Origin of the sequence: Arthrobacter sp. CAL618 (genome assembly GCF_000468215.1) — a bacterium.
Taxonomy (GTDB): Bacteria; Actinomycetota; Actinomycetes; order Actinomycetales; family Micrococcaceae; genus Arthrobacter_D.
This window is the reverse complement of record NZ_ASZW01000160.1, coordinates 1-25,998: the sequence shown is the minus strand read 5'-3', so window position 1 is coordinate 25,998 and position 25,998 is coordinate 1. Positions and strand designations below refer to the sequence as shown.

Below are 25,998 nucleotides of genomic sequence, written 5' to 3'. Positions count from 1 at the left end.
CCCTCTCGGGCGGTGAGCGGCAACGCGTCAAGCTGGCGACGCAGATGGCCGAAAAAGGCGACGTGTATGTGCTTGATGAGCCGACCACCGGCCTGCACCTGGCCGACGTGCAGAACCTGCTCGGGCTCCTCGACCGGCTCGTCGATTCCGGCAAATCGGTCCTGGTGATAGAACACCACCAGGCGGTGATGGCGCACGCCGACTGGCTGATCGATCTTGGGCCCGGCGCGGGTAACGACGGCGGCCGGGTGGTCTTCGAGGGAACCCCAGCCGAGCTCGTCGCCGGCAAAACGACGCTGACCGGCGAGCACCTGGCGGCCTACGTGGGCGGCTGACCGCGCCTAACCCGCCGGCTGGAGCGCAGTGCGCCCAGCGTATGCCCCCCGGTGGCCAGCCGCCCGATGCCGGTCCGGGAGGCGCGCTCCTTCGCCGAAAAACTTTTGCCGGAGGGTCCCGGACCGGTAATCGGACTGGGCCAGGCCCCGCTTTCGCAGTTCGGGCAGGACCCCCTCGATGAAGTCCTGATAGGAGCCGGGGATGGTCTGGTTGATGATGTTGATCCCGTCGATTCCCGCGTCCTGCCAAGATTCGAGCTGGTCGACGATCTGTTCAGGGGTACCAGCAATCTGCTGGTTGTACGCCCGGTAGCGCGCAACATCGGCGATCGTCGGATTCCCGCCAGGGACTGAGGCGAACAGGGCCTCAAGTACGCCGCGGGCGCCGTCGGTACGTAACTCCCCCAGAGTGGTGTCGAGGGGGAGCCCGCCGAGGTCAACCCCGATACCGCCGCCGATGTGCGCCACGATCGTATCCAGGTCCAGGTAGTCGTCGAGCTCAGCCCGCTTTCGCGACACCTCGGCTTCGGTGGATCCGACCACAAAGGAGAGCCCGGCGAAGAATTTGATGTCCTCGTCGCGGCGACCCAGTTCGCGGGCAAGGGCGCGGACCGATGCTGTCGTCTTCCGGGCGTAGTCCACATTGGGTGCGAAGAGGAAGGCTGCTTCAGCGTTGGCAGCGGCGAAGTGCTGCCCCCGTCCTGAGGAGCCGGCCTGGAACAGTAGCGGAGTGCGCTGCGGTGACGGAGCCACCAGGTGGGGGCCCTCCACCGAATAGCGGGCCCCGTGGTGATTGATCTTATGGACCTTCGACGGGTCAGCATGGCGGCCCGTCCGCTTGTCCTGGACGAGGGCGCCGTCGTCCCAGGAGCCCTCCCAGAGCTTGTAGCAGACCTCCAGGTACTCGTCGGCCCAGTCGTAGCGGCTGTCGTGTTCGACGAGCCCGTTGTGGCCGAAGTTCTTGAACGAATTTTCAAGCACGCTGGTGACAATGTTCCAGGCGACCCGCCCCTCGCTGAGATGGTCGAGGGTGGACAGTTGGCGGGCAAACTGGAATGGATGAGACTGAACGACGGAGCTGGTCAGGGCCAAACCGAGATGTTCGGTTGTTGCCGCCAGCGCCGATTGCAGGACCAGCGGGTCGTTGGCGGGAACCTGGAGCCCGCGCTCGATGTGGGACGTCCAGCCGCCCCCATGGTTGCCGTACAGCCCGACGACGTCGGCAAGGAAGAGCGCATCGAATTTCGCTTCCTCCAGCGTTCGCGCCAGGTCTGTCCACAGCCGCAGGTCATTGAATCGGTGTTGTTGGGCTTCGGGATGGCGCCACTGCCCGCCGAGGATGTGGCTTGTGGTGTTCATCGCGAATGCGCTGAGGAGAAGACGTGGGCGTTCAGTGAAGACTGACATCAGGGGGTACCTCCGGTGGTGGATGAGGGGCGAGCGGTGGCGTCGCCGATGCTGTTCAGGCCAGTGGGGGTGGTGCTGTTGATCAGATAGTCACCGACTAAGCGCGCTTTGAATAGCGCCGGGTTGTGGGTGGCCACCGTCCTCGCGTTGCGCCAGTGGCGGTCCAGTGCCTTGTCCCTGCCGACCGCCGACGCCCCGGCGACGTCGAATAATTCGCTGGTTGCCGCCAGCACCAACGGGGGAACCGAGACGTGAGCCTGGTCGACAGCCAGTTCGGCGCGGAGGAACGCTGCCTCGGGGGATAGAGCCAATGCCGGGTCGACGGCGGCGTCAAGGTCCCGGNGGGCCGCCGCCGTCACGACGGCTTCGGCGGTGTACACCTTCGATGCCAGGACACCGACATGTTCCTGGATCTGGGGATCATCGCGGAACAGGCCGCCCGATCCCGTGTTGAAAGTCCGGATCCGGGCTTGAACGAGGTTCACCGCGTCGCGGCGGGCAGCGCGGCCGATCCCGGCCAGCACCGCAAGGAGGAAGAGTTGAAAAAACGCTGGTTCGAGCGTACTTGTCACCTTCCGCTGCAGGATGTCCCCGGACTCGACCGGCACCCGGTCAAAGCGCGCGGTGCCGGTCCCCGTCAACGGCTGACCAAAACCATCCCAGTCGTCCACGATCGTCACCCGCGGGTCGTCCGCCCTCACCAGCGCGTATTGTCTCCCTTCGAGCCCCTCAGTGCTCGCCATGACCACCACCCAGTCGGCGAAAATACTGCCGGTGGTGTAGAACTTTTCACCGGTGAGGAACCATTGCCCCTCCTCCTGGTGGAGCCTGGTCCGGGTTGTGCCGAGGGCGTTACCCGAGCGTTCAGTGGCAGCGTTGCCGAAGATTTGGCCAGCAGCGATACGGGGGAACCAACGGTCCTGAAACTCTGCGGACTGCAGCGCGGCCGTTTCGACAAACGAAAAATGGGAGCGCAACAGGTGGGAGACATTCGAGTCCGCCTCTGCCAGTTCAGTGACGAGCCGGAAGAGGTGTTCATGGCTCACCGGATTGCCGCCGAACCGGGCGGGCACCCGAAGGGTGGTGAATCCTGCGTCCCTGAGCCACCCCACCTGGGCGAAGGGCAGGGTCCGGTCCGCTTCACGGGCGAGGGCGCCGTCGGCGATGCGCTGGAACACGGGCCGGAAACGCGCGGCGAGTTCCTCGTATCTGGCCTCTCCGGTGGCCGTACTGTGCTGGTGCCCGCTGTCTTGTGGCCCACTGTGCTGTGGTGCGTGCGGCTGCGGTACGTCCGGCTGGGGTCCGCTGTGCTGGGCGCTGGTGGTGGTGGTCATGGAGTTGTCCTTACGTGGTTGCGAGGGCGGCAATGCCGCTGCGAGTAGAGGCGTGGGCGCGAAGCCGGTGGCCCGGGTTGGAGTTGAGCAGCAGTTGGGTGTAATCACTGGTGGGATTGCCGAAGACCTCATTAGTGGGGCCCGTTTCGACGAGTTTCCCCCGGTGCATGACGCCAACGGCCGAAGAGATTCGTTCAACCACGTGAAGGTCATGGGAAATGAAGAGGTAAGTCAGTCCGAGTTCTTGTTGCAGGTCTGCCAGTAGGTCGAGGATCTGGGCCTGTGTCAGGACGTCGAGGGCGGAAAGTGCCTCATCCAGCACCAAGGTGCGCGCCCCGAGCGCGAGCGCACGCGCAATTGCGACGCGCTGGCGCTGACCACCGGAGAGTTCAAGCGGACGTTTGGCCGCGAGGCTCGACGGGATATTCACCTGATCCAGGAGTTCGGCCACTCGTCTGGCACGGGTTGTCCTGGAGCCGATCCGGTAGTTCCGGAGGGGCTCGCCGATGATGTCGCGGATAGGTAGGCGAGGATCGAGCGCGGAATCGGGGTTCTGATAAACCAGTTGCAGGTGTTTCCACAATTCTCTCTTCTGCTGTCGGGAAGCGGAGGTGACGTCCTGTCCGTGGATAAGGATCTGTCCGGCCCCTGGATCGAGCAGGCGGAGAATCATGCGGGCAGTGGTCGATTTTCCGGATCCCGATTCTCCCACCAGGGCGAAGGTGGTGCCCTGGGCAACGCTGAAGGACACGCCGTCGACGGCCCGGTGCTGCTCGCCCGCCCTGTCAAAGTCCCGGATCAGGCCTCTTACTTCGATGGCCGCCGTTGCACCGGGCGCTGTGGTGGAGACGGCTCTGGCCACCGTTGGGCTGAGGTGGGGAGCGGCCTCCTCCAGCAGTCGGACCGTGTACTCGTTCGCCGGTGCCGCAAGAATGTCAGCCACCAGCCGGTCCTCGAGGATGCGGCCTTGCCGCATCACGACAATCCGCACGGCGTGGTCGGTGGCTACCGCCAGGTCGTGGGTCACAAAAATGACTGCCGTGCCAAATTCGGTAGCCAGACGCTCAAAAACCTCGAGAATCTTCGCCTGGACGGTCACGTCAAGAGCCGATGTCGGTTCGTCAGCAATGAGCAGCTCCGGCCGGAGGCTGAAGGCAATCGCGATGAGAACACGCTGTTTCAGGCCCCCTGATAACTGGTGCGGGTACTGTTTCAGCCGTTCCTCAGGCCGGTCAATTCCCACCAGATCGAGTAACCGGATGACCTCAGACCGGATCGACTCACGGGATTGCCGGGGACCGCCGGAGTGCAGCCGGAAGACCTCGGACAGCTGGGAACCGATCGTTTTGACGGGATCGAGCGAGGCTCCGGGGTCCTGCGGTACCAGTGAGATCCGTACCCCCCGAATTTTTTCCAGGTCCCTCTCTCGCGCGTCGGTGAGCGTGAGGTCTCCCAGGGAAATGGACCCCGCGGTCCGCTGAGCAGCTGCCGGGAGTAATCCGATGATCGATTTGGCCAGGGTGGATTTGCCCGAGCCTGATTCACCGACCAGTGCCACAATCTCACCGCGGCGGATGGTGAGGTCCACGCCGTCGACGGCTGTCTTCGCCTCAGTTCCGCGACCATAGTCGATCCGCAGTCCCTGGATGGTCAGCAGTGATTCGCCGGTCCAGCGAGGAGTTTGTGCCATTTTTACGGCGGGGTTGGGGCTGGGTCGTGCGTGGGTAACGTCCACTGGATGCTCCTGACTAGATTCTGAAGGTTTTGAGTAGCTGTCGGCCCAGGGTCGCCAGTAAAAGGACCGTCAGGACAATGACGAGGCCAGGCAGCGTGGTCAACCACCAGGCGGTCCCGAGATATTGCCGTCCTTCGGCGATCAGTAGGCCCCATTCCGGGGTGGGTGGTGGGGCGCCAAAGCCAAGGAAGCCCAACCCGGAGATGGCGAGGATTGCCGCACCCAGGTCAACCGCCAGCAACGCGAGGACGGGTCCGCTGGCATTCGGCAGGAGGTGGCGGGTAATGACTGACCAAAAAGTTCCACCGTTGAGGAATGAAGCCTCGATGAAGTCAAGATTGCGCACCCTCAACACCTCTGATCGGACCACTCGGGCGAAGGAGGCGACCGAGGCGATGCCGATGCCGACGCCCAGCGAAATTGGCCCGGGGGAGAAGGCGGTGACTATGACGAGCGAGATGAGAAAGCCGGGCACGGCCAGCAGCACGTCCACCAGCCGCATCGCTGTGGTGTCGGCGGCCCGTCCCGCGGTTGCGGCAATGATCCCGACGAGCGTGCCCACCACCAGACCGATGAGGACCGCGAGTCCCGCGGTGAGGAGGGTCTGACGCGTACCGAACACCACCCGGGTGAAGACGTCCCGGCCGAGATGATCGGTGCCGAAAATGTGGTCAGCGTCGGGTGCACGAAAGTTGTCGCCCGGCACCCCGTCGAGTGGGGAGAACGAGGTGAACAGGTCGGGAGCGAGCGCCCAGGCGGCGACGACGGTCAGGGGCGCCGCCGTCAACCAGAAGGACGGGCTACGAAGCGGTCCGCGCCGTCGTCGGGCTGACGGCACAGGAGCGGTCTCGGGCACCGCCGCCCCGAGGCCGGGACCGCCGTTCCTGCCTGGGCCTGGATCTGCAGTCAGTATTAGAGGGGGGAGATTATTGGTGGTTGGCACAGGGAAACCTTTATCGAAGGGAGGTCATCAAGCAGCAAGGACCCGCGGGGCGCCATCTCGGCTGCTGGTGAGGATGCGGGGATCAAGGAGCGGATATAGGAGGTCAACTGCCAGGTTGACCACCACAAAGATCGAAGCCGTCAGGAGCACCAGTCCCTGCACCAACGGCACATCCTGGGTGGTGACTGCCGTCAGGACCACTGACCCGAGACCCGAGCGGGCGAAGACGGTTTCAGTGATCACCGACCCGGCGAAAAGCGTTCCAACCGTGATGCCCATGATTGTCAGGGCGGGACCCGCAGCGTTCTTCAGCGCGTGGCGGAAGAAGATCCAGGACCGTGAGGCACCCTTCGCCCGGAGCACATCTATGAAGGGCTGGTCATAGACGTGGTTGATGCTCTTGAGCAGCACCTGGGCCAGGGGAGCGGACACGACAGTGGCCAGTACCAGTACCGGGACGGCGAGGGACAGAAAGGAACCATCGGGGAACAACGACATGACTCCCCAGCGGATGGAGAACAGATCGAGCAGCACAAGACCGAGCCAGAATGCTGGAATGGCCGCGAACAGGGGAGGCACGTTTACTAAAACCCGACGGATCACCGTCGAACGGGTGAGTGTCGCGGCGCCGACAAGGGAAACGGCGATGAGTACCGCAGTGATGAAGGCGGCGCCGGCCAGGGCGACGGTCGACCCGGCGACCCCACTGATCCGGTCCCACACTGACTGTCCGGAAGCCAGCGAGTACCCGAAATCACCGGAGAAGAGCCCCACCAGCTGGTTCAGGTATTGCGTCAGCAACGGCTGGTCATAACCGTACTGACTCTTCATGGCGTCGATCGCTGATTGATCGACCGCTGAGTCGGCGGTCAGGAAAATTGTTACCGGATCGCTGGGCAGAAGCTGTACGGCGAGAAAAACCGCAGTGTAGGCGAGCCACACCACCAACAGGGCCTGTCCTATCCGTTGCAAGAGATAGCGGATCATGGACGCTACCCGCCGGTTTTCCAGGCACCCTGGAATACCGGGGCGGTGCCGGACGTGAATTCAATCTGGGTCCCGCTGTGGGCACCGTAAACCTGGACCTCGTCCCAGAGCACCAGGGAGTAGGCCTTATCCACCACCAACGCATACTGTTCCTCGGCCAGCAGCTCATCGCGCTCTTCGAGTGAGGTTGCCGCACGCTCGGCCGCGAAGATCGCGTTGAGGTCTTCGTCGCTGGTGTGCGTCATGGTGTTGTTTTCCGGCTCGAAGATCGGGCCGAGACCGCCGTAGATGAACTGTCGGGTGCCGAAAAACTCCACCGCTGGGTCAGGCATTGCTGAGGCGAGAAAGGTGTTGTCGCCGGCGCGGTTGTTGAGCTTGACACCAATCTCACGCCACTGCTGTTCAATCAGCTCGAAGGCCGGTTTGATGACAACCGAATTGTTGGAACTAGTGACGGTCACCTCGAGTGCTATTCCGTCTTTGGCCCGGATGCCGTCGGCCCCGACTTTCCAGCCCGCCTCGTCGAGCAGCTGCCGTGCTTCCTCGGGCTGGTATTCGAGTTCTTCGGACAGGTCGGTGAAGCCGGGTGCCCGGTGGTTCAGGACCGAGGCAGCCAGTTCGTAGCTGTCGGACAGGACGGTGTCCTTGAGACTTTGCCGGTCAATACCAATCTGCAGGGCCCGGCGGACGTTCTCGTCGGCCAGCTTCCCGCTGCCGACCCGGACCGCGGCCATGTTCACTGTCAGGTCCACGCCCTTCGCCGGGAGAACCTGATTACCGGTCGCAGCGAGGGTTTCCTCGTCCACCGGCTGGAGGCCCCTCACCAGGTCGACCTGCCCCGACTGGACCGCCCCAGCACGATGGGCGACCTCCGGCAGGTATTTGACGACGACCTTGTCGAGGTACGCGTCACCCTGGTTGTCAGCGGTTTCCGGCGCCCAGGCGTAGTCCGGGCGCTTGGCCAGTACTACTTCCTCATCAGGCTTCTCGGACTCGAAGGTGAAGGGTCCGGACCCGGATATCTGGGAGATGGCTGATTGCCCTGCCGCATCCAGCTCAAGTGTTGCGGGGGACACCAACCCGGCGGTGACCGAGGTGGTGGCCCGCAGGAAGTTCGCGTTGGGGGAGGACAGCGTCACCAGCACCTGATCAGCACCGATCACCTCGGCCGACTCGTACCCGGCGAAGTCCACGTTCGGTTGAATCTGGGCCGCCTCAATCCCAAAGCCCTGGGCGTCGAGGTTCAGTTTGACTGCCTCGGCGTCTACCGGAGTGCCATCACTGAACGTCACATCGGGTCGAATGGTGAAGGTGAACTCGGTTGCGTCTGCGTTGGCGGAGAACTCGGAGGCTATCCAGGGGACAATCTCACCCTGGTCGGCGTCGAAATACGTCAGGCGGTCCAGGACGCTGTTGAGGACATTGGACTTTTCATAGAACCTCGCGGACTGGGTCTGCCAGTTATTGATGGGGGTCACCTCGGCATATACCAGGGTGCCGCCCTCGACCGGCTGTCCACTGGCCACACTTTCACCCGGAGCGGTAGTGGCGGTCGAACCGCAGGCGGTGAGCGCCACTGCCGTAAGGCCGATGAGCGCCGCTACCCGCAGGGACCGCCGGCGTGGACCGGGGTTGGGCGGTAGGACGTTGTGGTGTGAGACGGTGCGGGAAATCATGTCGATCCTCTCAGTCGTGATCGAGGTGCCCTACCCACGCACGCTGAAGCATCTGACCGCCAGGAATGGGGTCGACACCAACGGGGGATAAAACTTTCTCCATCGGTCCTGGCAGTAGCACCGGCCCCGAGGGGTGGTTGCTGCGGCTTCAACGAGCCAGGTCTCTCAGCCGCTCTGGATGGTTGTTCAGTCCGGGGGAGCGATACCCTGCGGACTACGGCGATCTAATCGCATAATGATGGGGCGATCAAGAAAGTCCTGATCCGTACGACTTCCGACGCAACATTCAGCACTGGCAGGCCGGTGCAGGTGGGTATACATTTCGGTATGAGAGAGATCAGCACGGAGTGGCGGGTGATCGATAACGTTGCGACGGCATGGTTCGACGCGCGTTCGCTGACCGTCGAATCCTCGAATCCGTCTGGGATGAGAATATTCTGGCAGCGCGTGCTCGACTGCGCGCCTGCTGACGACGGCGGTTTGGCGGATCCGTTACGGCTCGACCCCGCGCTACGGATCAACGCGCTACGGATAAAGGCAAAGAGTTGGTGACCGTCAGTAGCTCATAGTCTTCGCCGGTGGGTCTTTATCTCGCGTCAGGTTGGCGGTAAAGGGAGTTCCCGGATCCGCTGCTGAACCCTTCCCGGAAACGCCGATAATCTACATTATGTCAACTAACGGAAATCTGGTGGTCAGAAACACGAGTCTTCGTCATGGTCATTTTGATTCGCGCGTCAGAGACGTTGGTGTCCGGCCACTGCTCAGAGCGCACCTCAATTCCCGATGCAGTTCCCTGGCGGACAGCTGCGGCGATTGATACTGCGGTCACCACATTAACTTGCTCCCCTGGGCCGATGACGTAGCCCTCAGCCGGTTCGGCCTGGTCCAGTATGGCTTGAACCTCTGGGTCCTTTGTTAACGTCGAGCTCACGCCGAGGGTAGTACCTGGGCCTGACTGCATCGGAATAATGTAGGCGTCCTCCACCACCATGTCCTGAGCATCCAGCAGCTTCACTTCCGTGACGGTGACCGGCTGATCTCCGTTGTTGGTAATTATCTCACCGACGAGGGTTTTCCCCTCGCTTGGCGGCACATCCACAAAGCACATTTCGTCGGTGCCCCCATCAGTGAGGACGCTGGAATATCCCGGGCTGACGGAGCAGCCGGCCCCTGCCATCAGGAGGGCAAGGGCGAGCAGGGTGGTCGCACTGTTTCGCTTCGCATGCATTCTGTCCTCGGTTCAGCGATTCTTGCGGGGCTTCAGCAATTCCAACAACCCAGCTGGAACAACCTCGATCTCGGCCCCAAGCCCGGCCGCGCCGCCCTCGAAGCTAAACACTCCGAAGTCGCTTATGCAAGAGGTAGATCGACTCCGCCACGCGATCCCCAATGGCCAGCATCCCGGGCGGACCTGTGACCCCGGCGCAGTCGTAGCTCGACAGAGAGGCGCCGGCCTTAGCCGATCGTTGTGCTCGTCCCGTCGGTGCTATCCAGGACATAGACCACCTCGGCGGCGTCCGGCCACCCTTCAAGGAGGCCTTCGACCTGATCGGCGTCTTCCTGGTTCGTTACCTCTGCTGTGATGTGGTCAATCATGCCGTCGAGGACTTGTACGAGCACCTGATGTGATGCGCCGTCCGGCCCAATGAAGCGGGCCCGCACCGGATATACCTGGTTGTGTGGCACAGCGCGGGGCAACCCTTCCGGGACCTTGAAGTATGCGGTGCCTGTGAACTCGTCGTCCCAGTAGACCTCCTCGGCGGCATCCAGCTGGGCGCGGAGCTCCTGAGCCCCTCTTTCCTCGCTGGCGCTGAGGATGCCCCTCACCAGTTTTCGAACTTTGCTGTCCAGCGGCCGTACCTGTTCGGACTGATCCTCGAGCATGGCCAGGAACTCCCGCCTTCTGGCTGCAGCACGATCACCAACGAATCCGGCGGCGATGAACGCTGCCGTACCGGCGGCCATCCATCGTCGCGGGTGCTGGATCCCGACCTGGCGCAGCTTGTTCTCCAGTCGCAAATCGATAGCCTCACTGGTGTCAGCGAAACGAAGCGTGGCAGCTCCTGTAACGACCCCGGCCAGAGCCCTGAGCGGTAGCCGCTTGCCGCCGATCGTAACGCCAACGTAGAGCCCCGACACTACGGCCGAGACCACCCGCATGACGCGGCGCTGCTGTCCGTCCAGCCTGGAAGGATCGACGAGCGTGACGGCGCCCATGACGGCGGTTGACGCGACACCGAAAGCTGGTGACGCCGGATCGACGAGTGAATAGCGTTTCTCATTGGTCATGGGTGGTCCTCTCGAGGCGGGTTCTTCACTGGGATCGAACAAACCCCACGTCCCCTACCGCTAGCCTGCTGCGATGGCACGAGCCGTATGAAACGATCTCTACATGTGGTTTGAATCGTGGGATCAGATTATCCGAGTACTCATCATTGGATCGGTATCATATGCCGCGCTGGTGGTGCTCCTGCGGGCGTCGGGCAAACGTACCCTTAGCCAGCTCAATGCTTTTGACTTCATCGTCACCGTTGCCCTGGGATCTACACTTGCCACCATCCTGCTCGGTGCTGAGGTCTCCTTCGCCCAGGGACTGACTGCACTGGTGCTACTGGCGTCGCTTCAGTTGGTGGTCGCCGCGATGTCGGCACGTTGGCCCCGAATACGTTCGTTGGTCACGGCCAAGCCGGTTGCCCTGGTCCTTGGAGGGCAACTGCAGGCTGACGAACTGCGCAGAAACCGTCTGACGGAATCCGAGGTACGTCAGGCAATTCGCACCGCTGGCTCAGGAGACCTATCTGACATTGCGGCTGTGATACTCGAAACCAACGGCACCCTCAGTGTCATTCCTACGGACAAGATCGGTAGCGGATCCGCGCTCGACGAAGTCACCAATTGGCCAGGTGCCGGTACGCCATGACCAGCCCCCATGACGGAGTAGGCTCCGACTCACCGCTTGGGGTACGCCTGCGATCGGCCGAAGAACTGGCGCGGCGGCTCGACAAACCGATGGGCATCCTGGGCATCATTTTCCTGTTCATAGTGCTCGGACAGGTGCTGGCTGAGGATCCGACGCTTGTCCTGGTGTTCAGTATTGTCGGCTGGCTGTTCTGGGTAATTTTCGTGGGTGAGTTTCTGTTGCGAGCTTACATCGCCAGTTTCAGTGCCGCGTTCTGGCGGAAGAACTGGTGGCAGGTAGTTTTCCTGCTTGTCCCGTTCCTCAGATTTTTTAGGGCGCTGCAGGCGTTCAGGATGTTGCGGGCGGCTCGCTTCGCGCGGTTCGGCGGAATCCTCTCTGCCAGCGTGCGAGGCTCCAGATCCGCTGGCAGACTGCTTTCCGGCAGGATCGGCTGGCTTGCGGCAGTGACAGCGGTAGTGATTCTTGCCGCTAGCCAATTGCTCTATGCCACCGGGTCCCACGAGTCCTACACCGACGCCTTGTTCGAAGCCTCGATGGCAACAATTACCGGTACCGGGATCACTCCGACAGACCATTTCGCCCGCGCACTCCAGGTGCTGCTGGCCATCTACTCTGTGGCGGTTTTCGCGACCCTCGCCGGTTCCCTCGGAGCGTTTTTCCTCAGGGACCAATCACCCACGGTGGAGTCCGGACAGCCGGCCGACGGCGCTCCCCCGCTTTCGGAAGATAGTGCCCAGAAAAGTGGCTCATCCCCGGCTAAGTGGTTGCGCGACCGCTAGTGTGCTGGTGCACCACTCTTGTGTGGCCCAGAGGGTCCAGGGGCCACTTGTGACCGTCACCCAGCACGCGCCCGGACTGCCCACGCCGTCGCGTCGATCATAAACGGCGGTGCGGGAAGCAGTTCGGCGCAGGCCTTCCGGAGATACTCCCGACCCGTGGGGTCCAGCCCGTTCATATAATCACCGGCCGGCCCGACGCCGAGAGTGAAGGGCTCCCACCAGCCGGCGAATGAGTCGAACTCCACCCGCACGCTGAGACTCCCCTGCTCAATCTCGTTCAAACCCGCGGCCTCGAACAATTCGGCCAGGTGCCCCTCAGCGGTCCCCGCACGCCTAGCCTCTGATGCCGTGGGTCCGCCGACCTCCTCGACGGCCCGCCAGAAGGTGGCCAGCGGTCCGCGGCCGCCAGCGTTATCCCAGACACACGCTGCCACTACCCCACCGTTGCGCGTCACCCGGCCCATTTCCCGCAGGCCCGCCACCGGATCGCTCATGAAGTGAACCACCAGCTGCGCCAACGCGATATCGAACACGCTGTCAGGAAAAGGCAGCTCCTCGGCTGTGCCGGGACGGATGTCGACTCCGGGGAGCCGGGTCCGCGCCGCAGCAACGAACGGCTCTGACGGGTCGACCGCCGCAACCAAGCCAGCGCCCACCCTAGATACCAGCCGGGCCGTCAGAGCTCCGGGGCCGCACCCCACGTCGAGGCACCGGAGGCCAGCTCCGACGTCAACCAGCCGGACAAACTCTGCAGCCAGAGGCACTGAGTACTGGCCCATGAGCCGGTCATAGGCGTCAGCTGCTACGGTGAAACTCACCCTCCCAACCTACTCCGACGGCCTTTACGCCGGTAGGGGCGAAGCGGCTCCGGTTCCGGGCGTCAATGGTTGCCGGGAACCCCCACCGGGCGTAAGGTCCCGTCATGGACATCATTCTGGTTCCCGGTTTCTGGCTTGACGCGTCGTCATGGGATGACGTGACTCCCCCGCTCACGGCTGCTGGACACCACGTCCATCCCCTCACCCTTCCCGGCCTGGAAGCCAAGGATGCGCCCCGGGCTGGCATCGGCCTCCGCCAGCACATCGACGCCGTCGTGGCCACTATCGATGCAGTGGACCGGCCTGTGGTGCTGGTCGGACATTCGGCGGGCGGTGCCATCATCTACGGCGCTATCGACCAGCGGCCCAACCATGTGCTCCGCGGGATCTATGTGGATAGCGGACCGCTCGGCGAGGGCGGAGTGATCAACGACCAGCTGCCAGCGGACGGCAATGAAATCCCGCTCCCGGCCTGGGATGTCTTCGACGCTGAGGACCTCGTTGACCTCGACGACGACGTCCGGCAGGCGTTCATCCGCCGAGCTATCCCGCAGCCCCTGGGGGTGGCCACCGACCAGCAGCGACTGGTCGACGAAGGCCGCTTCAGGGTGCCGGCGACGGTTATCTGCTGCGAGTTCACCTCTGAACAACTTCAGCACTGGATGGATGCGGGGGATCCGAACGTTTCCGAACTGACCCATATCCACAATGTCGAGTATGTCGATCTGCCCACCGGTCACTGGCCCCAGTTCACCCGGCCGGCAGATCTCAGTGCGGCGATCCTCGCCGCCGTCGACCGCTAGGCTATCCCCACCGCCACCTCAGGCCAGAAAAGTAGTGGCCCTGCAGGTAAGCGGTAGCGCAACCACTCATCTGCAGGGCCCCCACTTTTTTGCGCAACTGGGTGCTGCGCAACTGGGTTCCGCGCAACTGGGTTCCGCGCAATTGGGTTCCGCGCAACACCGGTGCAGGGAGAGTCCTAGAGCGTTAGGAGCCGTTGATATTGACCAGCCAGGCGACCCCATACCGGTCTTTGCACATGCCGAAACTGTCTCCCCACGGTGCTCGCTCCATCGGGACAGTCACCGTGCCGCTGCCTGATAGTTTGTCCCAGTAGCCGCGGAGCTCCTCCTCGTCCTCGCCGCTCAGCGACACCGAGAAAGTGTCCCCTTCCGTGTACTCCATGCCGGTCGGGATGTCGGCGCCCATCAGCATCAGCCCGCCTTCAGTTTCGAGCTGCCCATGCATGATCTTTTCCGCATCGGCCGGGTCCTGGGCCGCCTGGAATTCATCAAAAGTGCTCATGGTCAGCTCGCCAGCGAAGACCGACTGGTAGAAGGTCATGGCCTCCCGGGCGTTGCCTTTGAAATTGAGGTACGGATTGAGTCGGGTAGCCATGGTGATCTCCTTCGATTTTGACGGAAGCTAGCGGGTGCAGGCCCGGGGCCTGTGCGGCGCTCCTACCAACCCGGTGGGAGTCAGCCGGTGGCGGCAAACCGTTTGGCAGACCGTGCCTTGTGTTTCTCGGCTTCAACCTCACGGTCCTTGGGCGGCGCGGTGGTGACGAGGTCCGCCAGCAGATGCGCTGTCACATGGGCTATGCGGTCGACGGCGGCGTCAAACGCCTCCTGATTTGCCTTCGACGGTCTGGTGGAACCGCTGACTTTGCGGACGAATTGCAGGGCCGCCGCGTGAATCTCGTCGTCGGTGGCTGACGGTTCAAAATTGGACAGAGTTCGAATATTTCTGCACATATTCCATAGCGTAGGCCTAGTTCACCCCGGGGGGAATAGCCTCCTCAGTTCCCGATTGCGCCCTCACCATGCCTAGAGTTGAAGCACTCCCCAGCGAAGGATCACGATGCATTTCGAACGACACGGCAGCGGTACTCCCCTCCTCCTGGTGCACGGCCTGGGCTCAAGCCTTCGCACCTGGGACCCGATCATGCCGGCGCTGACCGCCGGGCGGGAAGTGACCGCCGTGGACCTGCCGGGGTTCGGCAACACGCCGCCGCTCATCGGGCCGGTGACGATCGGCACGCTGACGGATACCGTCGAACGTTTTATCGAAAGCGAGGGCCTACAGGACACAGCTCTGGTGGGCAGTTCGATGGGTGCCCGAATTGTCCTTGAGCTGGCACGGCGCGGTCATCCGGGCAGCACTGTTTCGCTTGACCCCGGAGGGTTCTGGACCGACCGTCAACGGCTGATCTTCGGTACCAGCATCACCGCCTCGGTCGCCCTGGTCCGCGCAATCCAGCCCGCGCTCCCCTTCCTGACCGGCACAGCCATTGGTCGCAGCGCGCTGCTGGCGCAGTTCTCGGCTAAACCCTGGCAGCTCGATCCTGGTCTGGTCCTCACCGAGCTGCAGGGTTTCGCGTCCTCGCCAGGCCTGGACGAGGCCCGCCGGTCCCTGATCGAAGGGCCCACCCAGCAGGGCGCCCCCGCCGGATCCCTCTCCGGCAACGTGGTGATTGGGTGGGGGCGACGCGACCGGGTGACTTTCCCCAGCCAGGCGGCCACCGCCCAGCAGCGCTTCCCTGATGCGACTTTTCACTGGTTCGAGGAAAGCGGACACTTCCCACACTGGGATCAGCCCGCGGAGACAGCCCGGCTGATTCTCGACAGCACCTCGTGAACGTGCCGCGCCTCAGCAAAAACGCCCCCGCCGAAGGGCGGACCCGACCAACCGGCCGAGCCGTAGCGGGCTGGCTTGCTGCGGACCTGGTGCTGATCACTGGATTTGCAGCGACCGGGCGGTCCACCCATGAGTCGGGACTGGCGATCCTCGGCGTCCTGGGCACTGCCGCACCCTTCATCACCGCCTGTCTCCTCACCTGGGGCGCGTCCAGGGCCTGGCGGTCGCCGTCGGCGCTGTGGCCGACGGGGATGCTGATCTGGCTGGGTACCGCCGTCGGCGGTTTGGGGATTCGAGCCTTACTTGGCGGCGGCATGGCGATCAGCTTCCAGCTGGTCGCCGTCCTGGTGCTCGGTGCGGTGCTGCTCCTCCCCCGCGCTATCGCTGCCATGGTCCTGCGGTGGCGGAGCACTTCACGATAAGTTAGCCGAAGAGTTTGTTCCCCAGCCAGTCCCCCCCACCATTGCCTAGGAGACCCCCAATGATCACCGCATTTGTTTTGATCCAAACTGATGCCTCCCGGATTCCGGAGTGCGCGCAGGAAATTTCCGAAATCGAAGGCATCAGCGAGGTCTATTCGGTGACCGGCGAATGGGACCTCATTGCCATTGCCCGGGTCAGCCGCCATGAGGACCTCGCGGACGTCATCGCCGACCGACTGTCCAAGATTGAGGGCGTGGAGTCGACCACCACCCAGATCGCGTTCCGCTCCTACTCGAAGCACGATCTGGACACCGCCTTCTCGTTGGGCTTCGAAGGCTAGGATGCGCGTTGAGATTGCGGTTCAGGACACTGCCGGGGCGGCGATCGCGTACGACGCCGGTGCGGTGCGGTCCGAACTCTGCGTTGCCCTGCCGCTGGGCGGTCTGACGCCCTCGGTCGGTCTGATTCGGCAGATCAGAACAACAGTCCCCGGGCTGCCGCTGCACGTGCTGATCCGTCCGCGTCCAGGGGGTTTTGTCTACTCTCCCGCGGAACTGGAGCTGATGGCCGGCGACATCTCGGCTGCCGCGGACGAGGGCGCGGTTGGCATCGTGGTGGGGGTCCTGACGGGCTCCGGCGGAGTGGATGCTGGTGCCGTCAGGGCCTTGCGGCAGGCCGCCCCAGGGCTTGAATACACCTTCCACCGCGCGATCGACCACACTCCTTCGCCGCTTGCCGCCCTCGACGCGATCGCTGCTGCCGGTTTCACGCGGGTCCTGACCTCCGGCGGGGCTCCGACCGCGGGGCAAGGCATCGCAGCCCTGCAATCGATGGCGGCCGCTGGCAGCGGCCTAACCATCCTGGCCGGGGGCGGGGTGACCATCGGCGACCTGCCGGCGCTCGCCGCGGCAGGGATTTCCGAAGTCCACCTCTCGGCCAAGTCGGTTCACCGCCCCAGCGGCTCCGGCGTGCCACTCGGCGCGTCAGACACGGAAGGCGCCAGCTATCAGGTCACCGACCCGGTGCTGGTCGCCGCAGTCATAGATCAGGCCACCCGGCTGGGCTAGGCCACACCACCGGTTACCCGCACCCACTTCTCGAGCGAGCCCTGCGCTGCCCCCGAGTCAATCGAATGCTCCGCACGCAGCATCGCCGCATTGATCCGGTCGATCAGCGGCGTGCCGTGAGCCACGTCGAACGCCACCAGGCCTGCGGCAGCATTGAGCACGACGGCGTCCCGGACCGGCCCCCGCTCCCCCGCCAACAGTGCCCGCACCACACGCGCGTTGCTGGCACCGTCGGCCCCCCGGAGGGCCTCCACCGGCGACACCGGCAACCCGAAGTCGGCCGGGTGGACCTGCTGCTCCGTCACCGTCCCGCCGCGGACCTCCCAGATGGTCGAGGAGCCACTGGTCGTCAGCTTGTCCCGACCGTCGCTGCCCCGGAACACCAGGGCCCGGATCCCCCGCGCCGCCAATACTCCCGCCATCAGCGGCGCCATCCGCTCGCTGGCGCATCCCATGGCTTGAGCATCGACCCCCGCCGGGTTGCTCAGCGGCCCAAGAAAATTGAAGGTCGTGGGGACACCCAGTTCACGCCGCGGGACCGCGACGTGGCGCATTGACGGATGGAACACCTGGGCGAAGCAAAAGGTGATTCCCGCCTCCTCGGCCGAACGGGCGACGTCGTCGATCGAGAGATCCAGCCGGACACCCAGCGCCTCGATCACGTCTGCCGCGCCAGCCGACGACGAAGCACTGCGGTTTCCGTGCTTCACCACTTTCGCCCCGGCGCCCACGGCCACCAGCGACGACATGGTTGAGATGTTGAGCGTGTTGAGCCCATCCCCGCCGGTGCCCACAATGTCCAGGGTGGGCCCTGGCACGTCGATGCGGTGGGCCCGAGCCAGCATTGCCTCGACCAGCCCGACCAGTTCACCGACCGTCTCCCCCTTGCTTCTCAAACCGACGAGGAATCCCGCGATCTGGGCATGGGAAGCGTCGCCCTCCATGATCTGGTCCATCGCCCAGCGGGTCTGATCGGAGGTGAGATCGTTCCCCCGGATCAGCGCGGAGATGAGTACGGGCCAGGTCGGGGATCCGCCGTCGGGGCTTGAAATCGTCGTCACACCTCAAGGTTATCTACGAATTGTAGAAAGTCATCTGTTCACTACTTCCGCGCCGTTACTGGGATGCCGAGTCCTTCGCGGTGCCGGGGACGCGCCGGGGCATCCCCAGCATTGGTGAACTGGCCCTTTTTAGAGACATAATGGCTCTGTGACATCTGCGACTCAAGCCCCCAGCACCACGGCGCATCCAACGCTGAACCGCCCCAACATGGTCTCCGTAGGAACCGTCGTTTGGTTGTCCAGTGAATTGATGTTTTTTGCCGGACTATTCGCCATGTACTTCACCCTGCGTTCCACCTCGAGTGAGATGTGGGCAATGGAGACTGAAAAGCTGAACGTACCGTTCGCCTTGATTAACACGATCATTCTCGTGTTGAGTTCGGTGACCTGCCAGTTCGGTGTATTCGCAGCCGAGCGGTTGCAAGCACGCCGCACCGGCAGCGTCTTCTCCCCCCTCAAGTGGGGAATGATCGAATGGTTCCTCCTGACCTTCCTCATGGGTTCCATCTTCGTTGCGGTTCAGGGCTACGAGTACGCGGTATTGGTTTCGGAAGGCGTCTCCCTTTCATCCAACGCCTACGGCTCGTCGTTCTACCTGACCACCGGGTTCCACGGTCTCCACGTGCTGGGCGGGCTGATCGCCTTCCTCTTCATCATCGGCCGCGGATTCGCCGCGAAACGGTTCGGTCATTTTGAGGCCACCTCAGCAATTGTTGTGTCGTACTACTGGCACTTTGTTGATGTTGTCTGGATTGCACTGTTCATCATCATCTATTTCCTGAAGTAACCCTTAGTTGAACACTCTTCTACTAGGTGTAGAATTCCATCAAGTGGTACCGGCAGTGATTGCACGACAGAAGGCAGGAACCAGCAAGTGAAGGCACTTTCGCAAAGGCGACGTCATCCCCTGGCAGCGGTAGCTTTGTTGCTCATCGGATTACTCTTCACGGGCGGCGTCTATGCCCTGGCGAGCAGCACCAATGACGCCCAGGCCCAGTCCTTCTCGGCCGACGAGGTCGACGAGGGCGAGAAGCTCTTCATCGCCAACTGCGCCACCTGCCACGGCATGGGCGCAGTCGGATCCGATAACGGCCCGTCACTGGTTGGCGTCGGCGCCGCATCGGTGGACTTCCAGGTGGGCACCGGGCGCATGCCCATGCAGATGCAGGGACCCCAGGCGCAGGTCAAGCCACCACAGTTCGACGACGAGCAGACCATGCAGATGGCCGCTTATGTCGCCTCCCTGGGTGCCGGACCAGCCATTCCGAGCGAGGACATGCTCGACACGTCCGACGCCGACCCAGCAAACGGTGGAGTTGTCTTCCGCGTCAACTGCGCAATGTGCCACAACGCGGCAGCAGCCGGCGGCGCGCTGACCCGCGGCAAGTACGCTCCAGCACTGTCCGGCTCGACGGCGAAGCACACCTACGAGGCAATGGTTACCGGTCCGCAGAACATGCCAGTGTTCAGCGACGCGAACATCACCCCCGAGGACAAGCGCGACGTTATCGCGTTCCTCGAGACCATCGACGAGCAGGGCTCCCCCGGTGGAGCCGACCTCGGTTCGCTGGGTCCAGTCTCTGAAGGTCTGTTCATCTGGGTCGCAGGGCTAGGCGTCATTATCGCGTTCACTGTCTGGCTGACGGCCCGGTCGTCCTAAACCACATGACGCTCCATCAGCTGCCTCAAGGCTGCACCACCACACTTAACAACAGACCACAAGCGAAGTTTTATCAGAAGGATGCGAGGGATCATGGCCGATCATAGTCACGGCAGTCCAGAGAGTACTGGCGTCGTTGCTAGGCCCGGTCAGGGCGATGTGCAGAAGTTCCAGAACCCTGGCTTGCCTCCACACCGTCCCCGCCTGGCTGACCGGGATCCGCGTGCGGAGAAGCGCGCGGAACGACAGGTAGCGATTCTGTTCCTGGTGTCGATTATTGGCACCGTGCTGTTTTTTGTTGGGTACTTCCTCATCCCCCTGGACGAGACCATCGAGACGCTCCGCCTGCAGAACCTGACGCTCGGCCTCGGCACGGCGTTCGCGATGCTCGGCATCGGCGTGGGAATTGTTCACTGGGCCAAGACGCTCATGCCTGACCACGAAGTATCCGAGGACCGGCACGAGATCCGCACCGAAGCCGACCGCGCCGATGCAGAAAAGATCATCAACGACATCGTTGAGGAAACCGGCATCAAGCGTCGCCCACTGATCCGCAACACCCTCCTTGGTGCGATGCTTCTGGCACCGCTCCCGGCCGTCTTCATCTTCCGCGATCTGGGCCCTTTGCCCGGCAACGTGCTGCGGCAGACCTATTGGGAGTCGGGAACCCGGCTTGCGCGGGACCCGAGCGGCACCCCGATCAGGGCTTCAGACGTCACCATCGGTTCGGCTTTCCACGTCATCCCTGAAGGGCTCTCGGATTCTGAGCACTATCTGGAGGAGAAGGCCAAAGCGGTTGTCCTGCTGATGCGCCTGAACCCCGAGTCGCTGAATCCCTCCCCTGGCCGTGAGGACTGGGGCTATGAAGGCATTGTTGCCTACTCCAAGATTTGCACGCACGTGGGTTGCCCTGTTGCTCTGTACGAACAGCAGACCCATCACCTGCTTTGCCCGTGCCACCAGTCGACGTTCGACCTTACGCAGGAATGCAAGGTCATCTTCGGACCGGCCGTACGACCGCTACCGCAGCTGCCCATCGCCGTTGATGACGAGGGCTACCTCATCGCCACGAGCGATTTTCAAGAGCCAGTAGGACCAAGTTTCTGGGAGCGTGGCTGACATGAGCAGCACGACATCACAAAGTACCTACCAACCCAAGACGAGCGTTGGCAAGATCACCAACTACGTTGACTCACGAGTCGGCGGATCCGGGATGGTCAAGGAGTTCGGGCGGAAGATCTTCCCCGATCACTGGACTTTCATGTTCGGTGAGGTGGCGCTGTACTCCTTCGTGATCCTGCTCCTGTCAGGAACCTTCCTGACCTTCTTCTTCGATCCCTCGATGGCAGAAACCCACTATGACGGTAGCTATGTGCCGTTGCGCGGGGTCGAAATGTCCGAGGCATACGCCACGGCGTTGAACATCTCCTTCGATGTCCGCGGCGGGCTGTTCATGCGGCAGGTCCACCACTGGTCTGCGTTGCTCTTCGTCGCAGCAGTCTCCGTGCACATGCTCCGCGTCTTCTTCACCGGTGCGTTCCGGCGTCCCCGCGAACTGAACTGGGTTGTCGGTTGCGTTCTGTTGATCCTGGCCATGGCTGCCGGCTTCACCGGTTACTCACTCCCCGACGACCTGCTGTCCGGTAACGGCCTGCGCATCATCGACGGCGTCATCAAGGCCGTCCCGGTTGTTGGCACGTACATCAGCTTCTTCCTCTTCGGCGGCGAATTCCCCGGCACAGTGGTTATTCCACGGCTTTACGTGCTGCACATCCTGCTGATCCCCGCGATCATCCTGCTGATGATCGTCATCCACCTCTTCATGGTGGTGACCCACAAGCACACCCAGTTCCCCGGCCCAGGCCGGACGAACGACAACGTGGTCGGCTTCCCCGTCGGCCCGGTCTACGCAGCGAAAGCCGGTGGATTCTTCTTCATCGTGTTTGGCATCATCGCAGCGATCTCGGCGGCGTTCACGATCAACCCGATCTGGAACTACGGCCCGTACGATCCCTCCCCCGTGTCGGCTGGCACCCAGCCCGACTGGTACATCGGTTGGGTGGACGGTGCGTTGCGCCTCATGCCGGGGTGGCTCGGTGGGCTGCCGCTGGAGTGGAACATCCCGATGCCATGGGGCGTGAACACCCTGTCGCTGAACGTGTTGCTTCCCGCCCTCGTTCCTGCCGGAATCGTGTTCGGCCTGATGTTCGCCTGGCCGTGGATTGAGTCCTGGTTGACCAAGGACAAGCGGGAACACCACCTGCTCGACCGTCCGCGCAACGCACCGTTCCGCACCGCGGTTGGCGTGTCCGGCGTAGTGTTCTACTGTGTCATGTGGGCAGCGGCCAGCTCGGACCTCATTGCCACCCACTTCTTCGTATCCCTGAACGATGTGACCTACTGGCTGCGGGTGCTGTTCTTCGTGGGCCCGATCATCGGCTTCATGGTGGCACAGCGTATTGCACTGGCTCTCCAGCGCAAGGATCGCGAGATCGCCCTGCACGGTCGGGAAACCGGCCGGATTGTGCGGCTCCCGCACGGCGAGTTCATCGAGGTCCACGAACCACTCGACGAATACAAGCGCTACAACCTGGTCAACTACGAGTCTGCAGGAGTGTTGCCAGCCGAGGCGGATGTCAACGGACACGTCACCCGGACCGAGAAGGCCCGCGGCTGGCTGTCACGCTTCTTCTTCGAAGACAGGGTGGCACCGGTAACGCCTGCGGAGTTGGCGGCAGCGCATTCTCACGCACACCACGACGAGATCGCCGAGCAGCACGACAAAGCGGCAATCTCCAAGTAGCACGACACGATAAAGAACCCGGTCCAGCGCATAGCTGGATCGGGTTCTTTCGTTGGCGCATATCCGGCTATGTGGGACAGCTCCGGCCCGTAAGGCAAGGATGGCCGCCGGGAACCGGCGGATCTGACTCCGGGGGCAGTTCCTGCAGGGTTTGGCCCTACTGGCCTGAAGCGCTAGCTAGGGACTGTTCAACCGCTTCGCCGTATAAGCGCGCGGGGACCGTACGCCGGGGCGCTGGAGTGGCACCCAGAGCTTGTACCGGTCCGCCCGGTAATAGGACACCGAGTAGTCGATCATCGACCTGGCCACGTAGGCGTGCCGCTGGATTTTCAGGAGGGGCGCCCCCAAATCCACATTGAGCAGCCTGGCGATCGAAGCAGAGGCCGCGGTCGCCTCGATGGTGTCCTCGCCCCATTCCATCAGCAGGCCGAACCGTTCGCTCAAAACGTTGTACAGCGACGTCGGCGCCGGCTCGTCAAGAATCCCCGGCACCCGGTGGGCCGGGATGAAGTTCTCGTCGACGCTCATCGGCTCTCCATCCGCGAGCAGTTGGCGTCTGAACCGGACCACCGGCTGGCCTTGCTCGAGTTGCAGCTCGCGGGCAATCAACGGGGTTGCCCCGATCTGTTCGAAGCTCAGTACCCGCGCGTCGGGAACCATACCCCGCCGGTGCATCTCCTCGCTGTAGGAGGTGAGCTTCATTTGCAGGTCCAGCTTGGTATGTGCGACGAACGTCCCCAGTCCCACGATGCGTTCCAGCACCTCCTCGGCGACCAGGGCATCGATCGCGTGCCGGACGGTCATGCGTGCCACCCCGAAGTGTCTGGTCAACTCTCGTTCAGAGGGAATGGCGGTACCAGGCTCGGCGTGGTCAATGATCAGCTGGCGGAGGATCTCGCGGAGCTGCACGTGTTTCGGCGCCGTGGACTCAGGATTCAGCCCTCCCTCAAGGGAGAGCAATAGGGTACTCGACAACGGGAAAGCCTTTCAGGAGCCTTGGAAGAACGCGGCTGCTTTCAGTCTAAAGGGCTCCCCCGGATCGTTGATTTACCCGCGAAATCGAGGGTATCGTTGAGTATCGCTATATATCGTTAGATGATTCAAGGGAGAGCGCAATGCGGAATTCATACCCAGCAGGCGGGTTCAGCGGAAACAACATTGACGGCATGTGGCAGGCGGTCGAAGAGCTGCGGTCACGGTTCGATAAGCGCACCGGAACCCGGGCGGGACGGGGCGAGGTACGGTCGGCGATTCTTGCCCTGCTCGCGGAAAGGCCCATGCACGGCTACCAGATCATCCACGAAATCGAGGAGCGGAGTGGTGGCAGCTGGAAGCCAAGCGCCGGCTCGGTCTATCCGACTCTGCAGCTACTGTCCGATGAGGGGTTTATCAGCGCCGAGGAATCCAACGGCCGGAAAATCTATTCGCTGACCGAAGCGGGTCGGGAAGAAGTAGCCGGTGCGGGCGGAGCAGCGCCCTGGGCTATGGGCCACGAGGCCGGCACCGGGTTCGGCGCGCTGCCGAAGGCCGGAGTTGAACTTGCCCAGGCCGCGGCCCAGGTGGGGCGTACCGGAACACCTGAACAGGTCCAGGAAGCCGTCAAGGTGCTCAATGAAGCCCGACGCCGGCTGTACTCGATCCTTGCCCAGGACTGACGGGCGTGACATCGGGTCGCCGGGAGCGGACAGAGCAGCTACCCGGCGTTGGGGCGACCCGTGCCCGTTACCGCCGCATCATACGCTTCGCCGCGTGGCACCTGGCGGTCACCTGGTGGTTTGAACTGTTTTTGCCGCGCATCGGCCTCGGCAAAGTGGCGGAGCGCACCCGGACGAAAAGGATGCTGCGCTTCGCCCAGCGCTTCCGTGTCCTGGCGGTGGACCTGGGGGGCCTGATGATCAAGGTCGGGCAGTTCCTCTCATCGAGGCTTGACGTGCTGCCGCCGGAAATCACTGCGGAGCTGGAAGGGTTGCAGGACGAAGTCCCGCCAGTCCCCTTCAGAGCGATCCGCGTTCTGGCCGAGTCCGAGCTGGGCGCTCCCCTGGCGCGGGTGTTCGCGTCGGTCGAGGAAGCTCCCATTGCTGCCGCGTCCTTTGGCCAGGCACACCGGGCCCAGCTCCGGTCCCCTGATTCGGCGGACACCGGACTGACCAGTGTGGTCCTGAAAGTCCAGCGGCCGGGCATCGACGCGATTATCGACATTGATCTGGCTGCTCTCCGTAAAGTGGGCGGCTGGCTCAGCCGTATTCGTCTGGTTTCCAGTCGGGCGGACGTTCCGGCACTGGTGGAGGAGTTCGCCCAGATCAGTCTGTTGGAGATCGATTACCAGCACGAGGCTGCGAACCTTGAGCGGTTTGGTGCCGACTTCGCCGAGGACGACAGGGTGACCGTCCCGGCGGTCGTGTGGGAGCGCAGTACGCGCCGTGTGCTGACTCTCGAAGATGTCACCGCGATCAAGGTCAACGACACAGCAGCCCTGGTGGCAGCGGGCATCGACCCCGCCAGGGTCGCTCCGGTGTTCGCCTCGGTCATGTTCGACCAGATGTTCACCAACGGCTACTTCCATGCAGATCCGCACCCGGGCAACATTTTCGTCACCCCGACCAGGCGCCCTTCAGCAGACGACCAATGGACCCTGACCTTCATCGACTTCGGGATGGTGGGCGAGGTTCCGCTCAGCACCCGCAACGGACTTCGAAAACTCCTGATAGCTGCCGCCTCCCGCGACGGCAAGGGACTGGTGGCAGCCATCAGCGACGTTGGTGTACTGGTGCCCTCGGCCGACACCACCGAGCTGGAACGGGCGATGACTCACCTCTTCTCCCGGTTCGGCGGTCTGGGTTTCGCTGAACTTCGTGAGGTTGACCCGCGGGAGTTCCTCGATTTTGCTGTCGAGTTCGGCGACCTGGTTCGTTCCCTGCCGTTTCAGCTCCCCGAAAACTTCCTGCTGATTATCCGGGCGATGTCCCTGACCTCAGGAGTGGCCAGCTCACTGGATGCCCGGTTCAACCTGTGGGATTCGGTGGAACCGTATGCCGCGCAATTGCTCCGCGACGAGCGTGGCAACCTGGTGCAGGATGTGGCTCAGCAAGCGATTGACGCCGCCGGGGTGGCCCTGCGGCTGCCACGGCGTCTGGATAGCCTGGTCACCCGCATCGAGGATGGGGCGATAGCCGTTGCCACGCCACGCCTGGAACGGCGGGTGGCCCAGCTCGACCGGTCGTTCAAACGGACCGCTTCGGCCCTGGTGTTCGGTGCGCTGCTGATCGCCGGTGCTCTGGTCCGGCCTGATGATCTGGTGCTGGGGAGCGTGCTGATGGTCTCGTCAGCGGTCCCCCTGCTCCATGGGCTGTGGGCGGGCCGCAGCGGATTGTAGGCGCGCAGGACAGCTGTTAACGAACGAGAGGCCCCCACCG

General features: G+C 63.2%; 28 protein-coding genes and 1 riboswitch. Of the genes, 15 read left to right on the top strand and 13 right to left on the bottom strand.

All coding sequences use genetic code 11. The features are described 5' to 3' along the window. A partial coding sequence (locus K728_RS19050; RefSeq protein WP_156911262.1) for an ATP-binding cassette domain-containing protein occupies positions 1–335 on the top strand: 335 nt, incomplete at its 5' end. Between the two features lie 6 nt (positions 336–341). Here the strand turns inward: K728_RS19050 and K728_RS0109725 are convergent. From K728_RS0109725 to K728_RS0109700, 6 genes are all read right to left on the bottom strand, one after another. Next, positions 342–1,742: an NtaA/DmoA family FMN-dependent monooxygenase gene (locus K728_RS0109725; RefSeq protein ID WP_024476573.1), complete on the bottom strand. Its 1,401-nt coding sequence runs from the start codon at positions 1,740–1,742 to the stop codon at positions 342–344. Further along, a complete protein-coding gene (locus tag K728_RS0109720) occupies positions 1,742–3,076 on the bottom strand; it encodes an acyl-CoA dehydrogenase family protein (protein WP_024476572.1) in 1,335 nt (444 codons plus the stop codon). Before K728_RS0109720 ends, K728_RS0109725 begins: the two co-directional genes overlap by 1 nt. Positions 3,077–3,086: 10 nt before the next feature. Beyond that, positions 3,087–4,766, bottom strand: a complete 1,680-nt coding sequence (locus tag K728_RS0109715; protein ID WP_035747760.1) for a dipeptide ABC transporter ATP-binding protein — start codon at positions 4,764–4,766, stop codon at positions 3,087–3,089. Between the two features lie 58 nt (positions 4,767–4,824). After that, positions 4,825–5,598, bottom strand: coding sequence for an ABC transporter permease subunit (locus K728_RS0109710; protein WP_019482731.1), 774 nt, complete (start codon positions 5,596–5,598; stop codon positions 4,825–4,827). A gap of 183 nt (positions 5,599–5,781) precedes the next feature. Beyond that, the gene (locus K728_RS0109705; protein WP_024476569.1) at positions 5,782–6,741 is read right to left on the bottom strand and encodes an ABC transporter permease; all 960 of its coding nucleotides are present in this window, start codon (positions 6,739–6,741) and stop codon (positions 5,782–5,784) included. Positions 6,742–6,746: 5 nt separating this feature from the next. After that, on the bottom strand, positions 6,747–8,417 hold the full coding sequence (locus tag K728_RS0109700) for an ABC transporter substrate-binding protein (protein WP_024476568.1): 1,671 nt from the start codon (positions 8,415–8,417) through the stop codon (positions 6,747–6,749). A gap of 96 nt (positions 8,418–8,513) precedes the next feature. Then, positions 8,514–8,602: riboswitch (SAM riboswitch) on the bottom strand. 142 nt (positions 8,603–8,744) lie between these two features. On the opposite strand from K728_RS0109700, the gene K728_RS0109690 reads away from it, so the two are divergent. Beyond that, positions 8,745–8,969, top strand: a complete 225-nt coding sequence (locus K728_RS0109690) for a hypothetical protein (RefSeq protein WP_156911260.1) — start codon at positions 8,745–8,747, stop codon at positions 8,967–8,969. 118 nt (positions 8,970–9,087) lie between these two features. Here K728_RS0109690 and K728_RS0109685 read toward each other — a convergent pair whose 3' ends face one another. Together K728_RS0109685 and K728_RS0109680 are read right to left on the bottom strand one after the other, a co-directional pair. Beyond that, entirely contained in the window at positions 9,088–9,645 is a 558-nt protein-coding gene (locus K728_RS0109685; RefSeq protein WP_024476566.1) for a hypothetical protein, read from the bottom strand. Between the two features lie 227 nt (positions 9,646–9,872). Continuing rightward, a complete protein-coding gene (locus K728_RS0109680; protein ID WP_024476565.1) occupies positions 9,873–10,706 on the bottom strand; it encodes a hypothetical protein in 834 nt (277 codons plus the stop codon). A gap of 103 nt (positions 10,707–10,809) precedes the next feature. Between K728_RS0109680 and K728_RS0109675 the strand changes: the two genes are divergently transcribed. Both K728_RS0109675 and K728_RS0109670 read left to right on the top strand, forming a co-directional pair. Next, positions 10,810–11,337, top strand: a complete 528-nt coding sequence (locus tag K728_RS0109675) for a DUF421 domain-containing protein (RefSeq protein WP_024476564.1) — start codon at positions 10,810–10,812, stop codon at positions 11,335–11,337. Continuing rightward, positions 11,334–12,116, top strand: a complete 783-nt coding sequence (locus K728_RS0109670) for a hypothetical protein (RefSeq protein ID WP_019482739.1) — start codon at positions 11,334–11,336, stop codon at positions 12,114–12,116. The genes K728_RS0109675 and K728_RS0109670 overlap by 4 nt, the downstream gene beginning before the upstream one ends. A 56-nt stretch (positions 12,117–12,172) precedes the next feature. Here K728_RS0109670 and K728_RS0109665 read toward each other — a convergent pair whose 3' ends face one another. After that, positions 12,173–12,934, bottom strand: a complete 762-nt coding sequence (locus K728_RS0109665; RefSeq protein WP_024476562.1) for a class I SAM-dependent methyltransferase — start codon at positions 12,932–12,934, stop codon at positions 12,173–12,175. Between the two features lie 104 nt (positions 12,935–13,038). Between K728_RS0109665 and K728_RS0109660 the strand changes: the two genes are divergently transcribed. Next, on the top strand, positions 13,039–13,737 hold the full coding sequence (locus K728_RS0109660; protein WP_024476561.1) for an alpha/beta fold hydrolase: 699 nt from the start codon (positions 13,039–13,041) through the stop codon (positions 13,735–13,737). Positions 13,738–13,921: 184 nt separating this feature from the next. Here K728_RS0109660 and K728_RS0109655 read toward each other — a convergent pair whose 3' ends face one another. Both K728_RS0109655 and K728_RS0109650 read right to left on the bottom strand, forming a co-directional pair. Further along, positions 13,922–14,332 carry a VOC family protein gene (locus K728_RS0109655; RefSeq protein WP_024476560.1) on the bottom strand — a complete coding sequence of 137 codons (411 nt, stop codon included), beginning with the start codon at positions 14,330–14,332 and terminating at the stop codon, positions 13,922–13,924. 80 nt (positions 14,333–14,412) lie between these two features. Further along, a complete protein-coding gene (locus K728_RS0109650) occupies positions 14,413–14,688 on the bottom strand; it encodes a DUF2277 domain-containing protein (RefSeq protein ID WP_024476559.1) in 276 nt (91 codons plus the stop codon). Between the two features lie 106 nt (positions 14,689–14,794). Between K728_RS0109650 and K728_RS0109645 the strand changes: the two genes are divergently transcribed. From K728_RS0109645 to K728_RS0109630, 4 genes are read left to right on the top strand one after another with little or no spacing between them, the layout of a single operon-like run. Then, a complete protein-coding gene (locus tag K728_RS0109645) occupies positions 14,795–15,571 on the top strand; it encodes an alpha/beta fold hydrolase (protein ID WP_193353927.1) in 777 nt (258 codons plus the stop codon). Then, positions 15,568–15,993, top strand: coding sequence for a DUF3054 domain-containing protein (locus K728_RS19045; protein WP_024476557.1), 426 nt, complete (start codon positions 15,568–15,570; stop codon positions 15,991–15,993). Before K728_RS0109645 ends, K728_RS19045 begins: the two co-directional genes overlap by 4 nt. Positions 15,994–16,052: 59 nt before the next feature. Next, a complete protein-coding gene (locus K728_RS0109635) occupies positions 16,053–16,334 on the top strand; it encodes an Lrp/AsnC family transcriptional regulator (protein ID WP_019482746.1) in 282 nt (93 codons plus the stop codon). A 1-nt stretch (position 16,335) separates the two neighbouring features. Continuing rightward, positions 16,336–17,061, top strand: coding sequence for a copper homeostasis protein CutC (locus K728_RS0109630; protein WP_024476556.1), 726 nt, complete (start codon positions 16,336–16,338; stop codon positions 17,059–17,061). Here K728_RS0109630 and trpD read toward each other — a convergent pair. Beyond that, positions 17,058–18,122 (bottom strand): anthranilate phosphoribosyltransferase, encoded by a 1,065-nt coding sequence (trpD, locus tag K728_RS0109625; protein WP_024476555.1) that lies wholly within the window; start codon positions 18,120–18,122, stop codon positions 17,058–17,060. The genes K728_RS0109630 and trpD overlap by 4 nt on opposite strands. A gap of 148 nt (positions 18,123–18,270) precedes the next feature. On the opposite strand from trpD, the gene ctaE reads away from it, so the two are divergent. The 4 genes from ctaE (at position 18,271) to qcrB (ending at position 22,585) form a co-directional block, all read left to right on the top strand. Next, on the top strand, positions 18,271–18,909 hold the full coding sequence (ctaE, locus tag K728_RS0109620; RefSeq protein WP_024476554.1) for an aa3-type cytochrome oxidase subunit III: 639 nt from the start codon (positions 18,271–18,273) through the stop codon (positions 18,907–18,909). An 87-nt stretch (positions 18,910–18,996) separates the two neighbouring features. Continuing rightward, positions 18,997–19,782, top strand: a complete 786-nt coding sequence (gene qcrC, locus K728_RS0109615; RefSeq protein ID WP_024476553.1) for a cytochrome bc1 complex diheme cytochrome c subunit — start codon at positions 18,997–18,999, stop codon at positions 19,780–19,782. A 93-nt stretch (positions 19,783–19,875) separates the two neighbouring features. Further along, entirely contained in the window at positions 19,876–20,901 is a 1,026-nt protein-coding gene (gene qcrA, locus K728_RS0109610) for a cytochrome bc1 complex Rieske iron-sulfur subunit (RefSeq protein ID WP_024476552.1), read from the top strand. Position 20,902: 1 nt separating this feature from the next. Further along, complete coding sequence (gene qcrB / locus K728_RS0109605) at positions 20,903–22,585, top strand: cytochrome bc1 complex cytochrome b subunit (protein WP_024476551.1); 1,683 nt, start codon at positions 20,903–20,905, stop codon at positions 22,583–22,585. 177 nt (positions 22,586–22,762) lie between these two features. Here the strand turns inward: qcrB and K728_RS0109600 are convergent, their stop codons facing one another. Continuing rightward, positions 22,763–23,545: a GntR family transcriptional regulator gene (locus K728_RS0109600; RefSeq protein ID WP_035747752.1), complete on the bottom strand. Its 783-nt coding sequence runs from the start codon at positions 23,543–23,545 to the stop codon at positions 22,763–22,765. Positions 23,546–23,700: 155 nt separating this feature from the next. On the opposite strand from K728_RS0109600, the gene K728_RS0109595 reads away from it, so the two are divergent. Next, entirely contained in the window at positions 23,701–24,240 is a 540-nt protein-coding gene (locus K728_RS0109595) for a PadR family transcriptional regulator (protein ID WP_019482754.1), read from the top strand. A gap of 5 nt (positions 24,241–24,245) precedes the next feature. Continuing rightward, entirely contained in the window at positions 24,246–25,958 is a 1,713-nt protein-coding gene (locus K728_RS0109590; protein ID WP_024476549.1) for an ABC1 kinase family protein, read from the top strand. Positions 25,959–25,998: the final 40 nt, after the last annotated feature.

Excerpts from the sequence above, each read along its gene's own strand:
- K728_RS0109725 (WP_024476573.1), bottom strand. The coding sequence starts at position 1,742 with ATGTCAGTCTTCACTGAACGCCCACGTCTTCTCCTCAGCGCATTCGCG.
- K728_RS0109715 (WP_035747760.1), bottom strand. The coding sequence starts at position 4,766 with ATGGCACAAACTCCTCGCTGGACCGGCGAATCACTGCTGACCATCCAG.
- K728_RS0109705 (WP_024476569.1), bottom strand. The coding sequence starts at position 6,741 with ATGATCCGCTATCTCTTGCAACGGATAGGACAGGCCCTGTTGGTGGTG.
- K728_RS0109700 (WP_024476568.1), bottom strand. The coding sequence starts at position 8,417 with ATGATTTCCCGCACCGTCTCACACCACAACGTCCTACCGCCCAACCCC.
- K728_RS0109690 (WP_156911260.1), top strand. The coding sequence starts at position 8,745 with ATGAGAGAGATCAGCACGGAGTGGCGGGTGATCGATAACGTTGCGACG.
- K728_RS0109685 (WP_024476566.1), bottom strand. The coding sequence starts at position 9,645 with ATGCATGCGAAGCGAAACAGTGCGACCACCCTGCTCGCCCTTGCCCTC.
- K728_RS0109680 (WP_024476565.1), bottom strand. The coding sequence starts at position 10,706 with ATGACCAATGAGAAACGCTATTCACTCGTCGATCCGGCGTCACCAGCT.
- K728_RS0109675 (WP_024476564.1), top strand. The coding sequence starts at position 10,810 with ATGTGGTTTGAATCGTGGGATCAGATTATCCGAGTACTCATCATTGGA.
- K728_RS0109670 (WP_019482739.1), top strand. The coding sequence starts at position 11,334 with ATGACCAGCCCCCATGACGGAGTAGGCTCCGACTCACCGCTTGGGGTA.
- K728_RS0109660 (WP_024476561.1), top strand. The coding sequence starts at position 13,039 with ATGGACATCATTCTGGTTCCCGGTTTCTGGCTTGACGCGTCGTCATGG.
- K728_RS0109655 (WP_024476560.1), bottom strand. The coding sequence starts at position 14,332 with ATGGCTACCCGACTCAATCCGTACCTCAATTTCAAAGGCAACGCCCGG.
- K728_RS0109650 (WP_024476559.1), bottom strand. The coding sequence starts at position 14,688 with ATGTGCAGAAATATTCGAACTCTGTCCAATTTTGAACCGTCAGCCACC.
- K728_RS0109645 (WP_193353927.1), top strand. The coding sequence starts at position 14,795 with ATGCATTTCGAACGACACGGCAGCGGTACTCCCCTCCTCCTGGTGCAC.
- K728_RS0109635 (WP_019482746.1), top strand. The coding sequence starts at position 16,053 with ATGATCACCGCATTTGTTTTGATCCAAACTGATGCCTCCCGGATTCCG.
- K728_RS0109630 (WP_024476556.1), top strand. The coding sequence starts at position 16,336 with ATGCGCGTTGAGATTGCGGTTCAGGACACTGCCGGGGCGGCGATCGCG.
- qcrA (WP_024476552.1), top strand. The coding sequence starts at position 19,876 with ATGGCCGATCATAGTCACGGCAGTCCAGAGAGTACTGGCGTCGTTGCT.
- qcrB (WP_024476551.1), top strand. The coding sequence starts at position 20,903 with ATGAGCAGCACGACATCACAAAGTACCTACCAACCCAAGACGAGCGTT.
- K728_RS0109595 (WP_019482754.1), top strand. The coding sequence starts at position 23,701 with ATGCGGAATTCATACCCAGCAGGCGGGTTCAGCGGAAACAACATTGAC.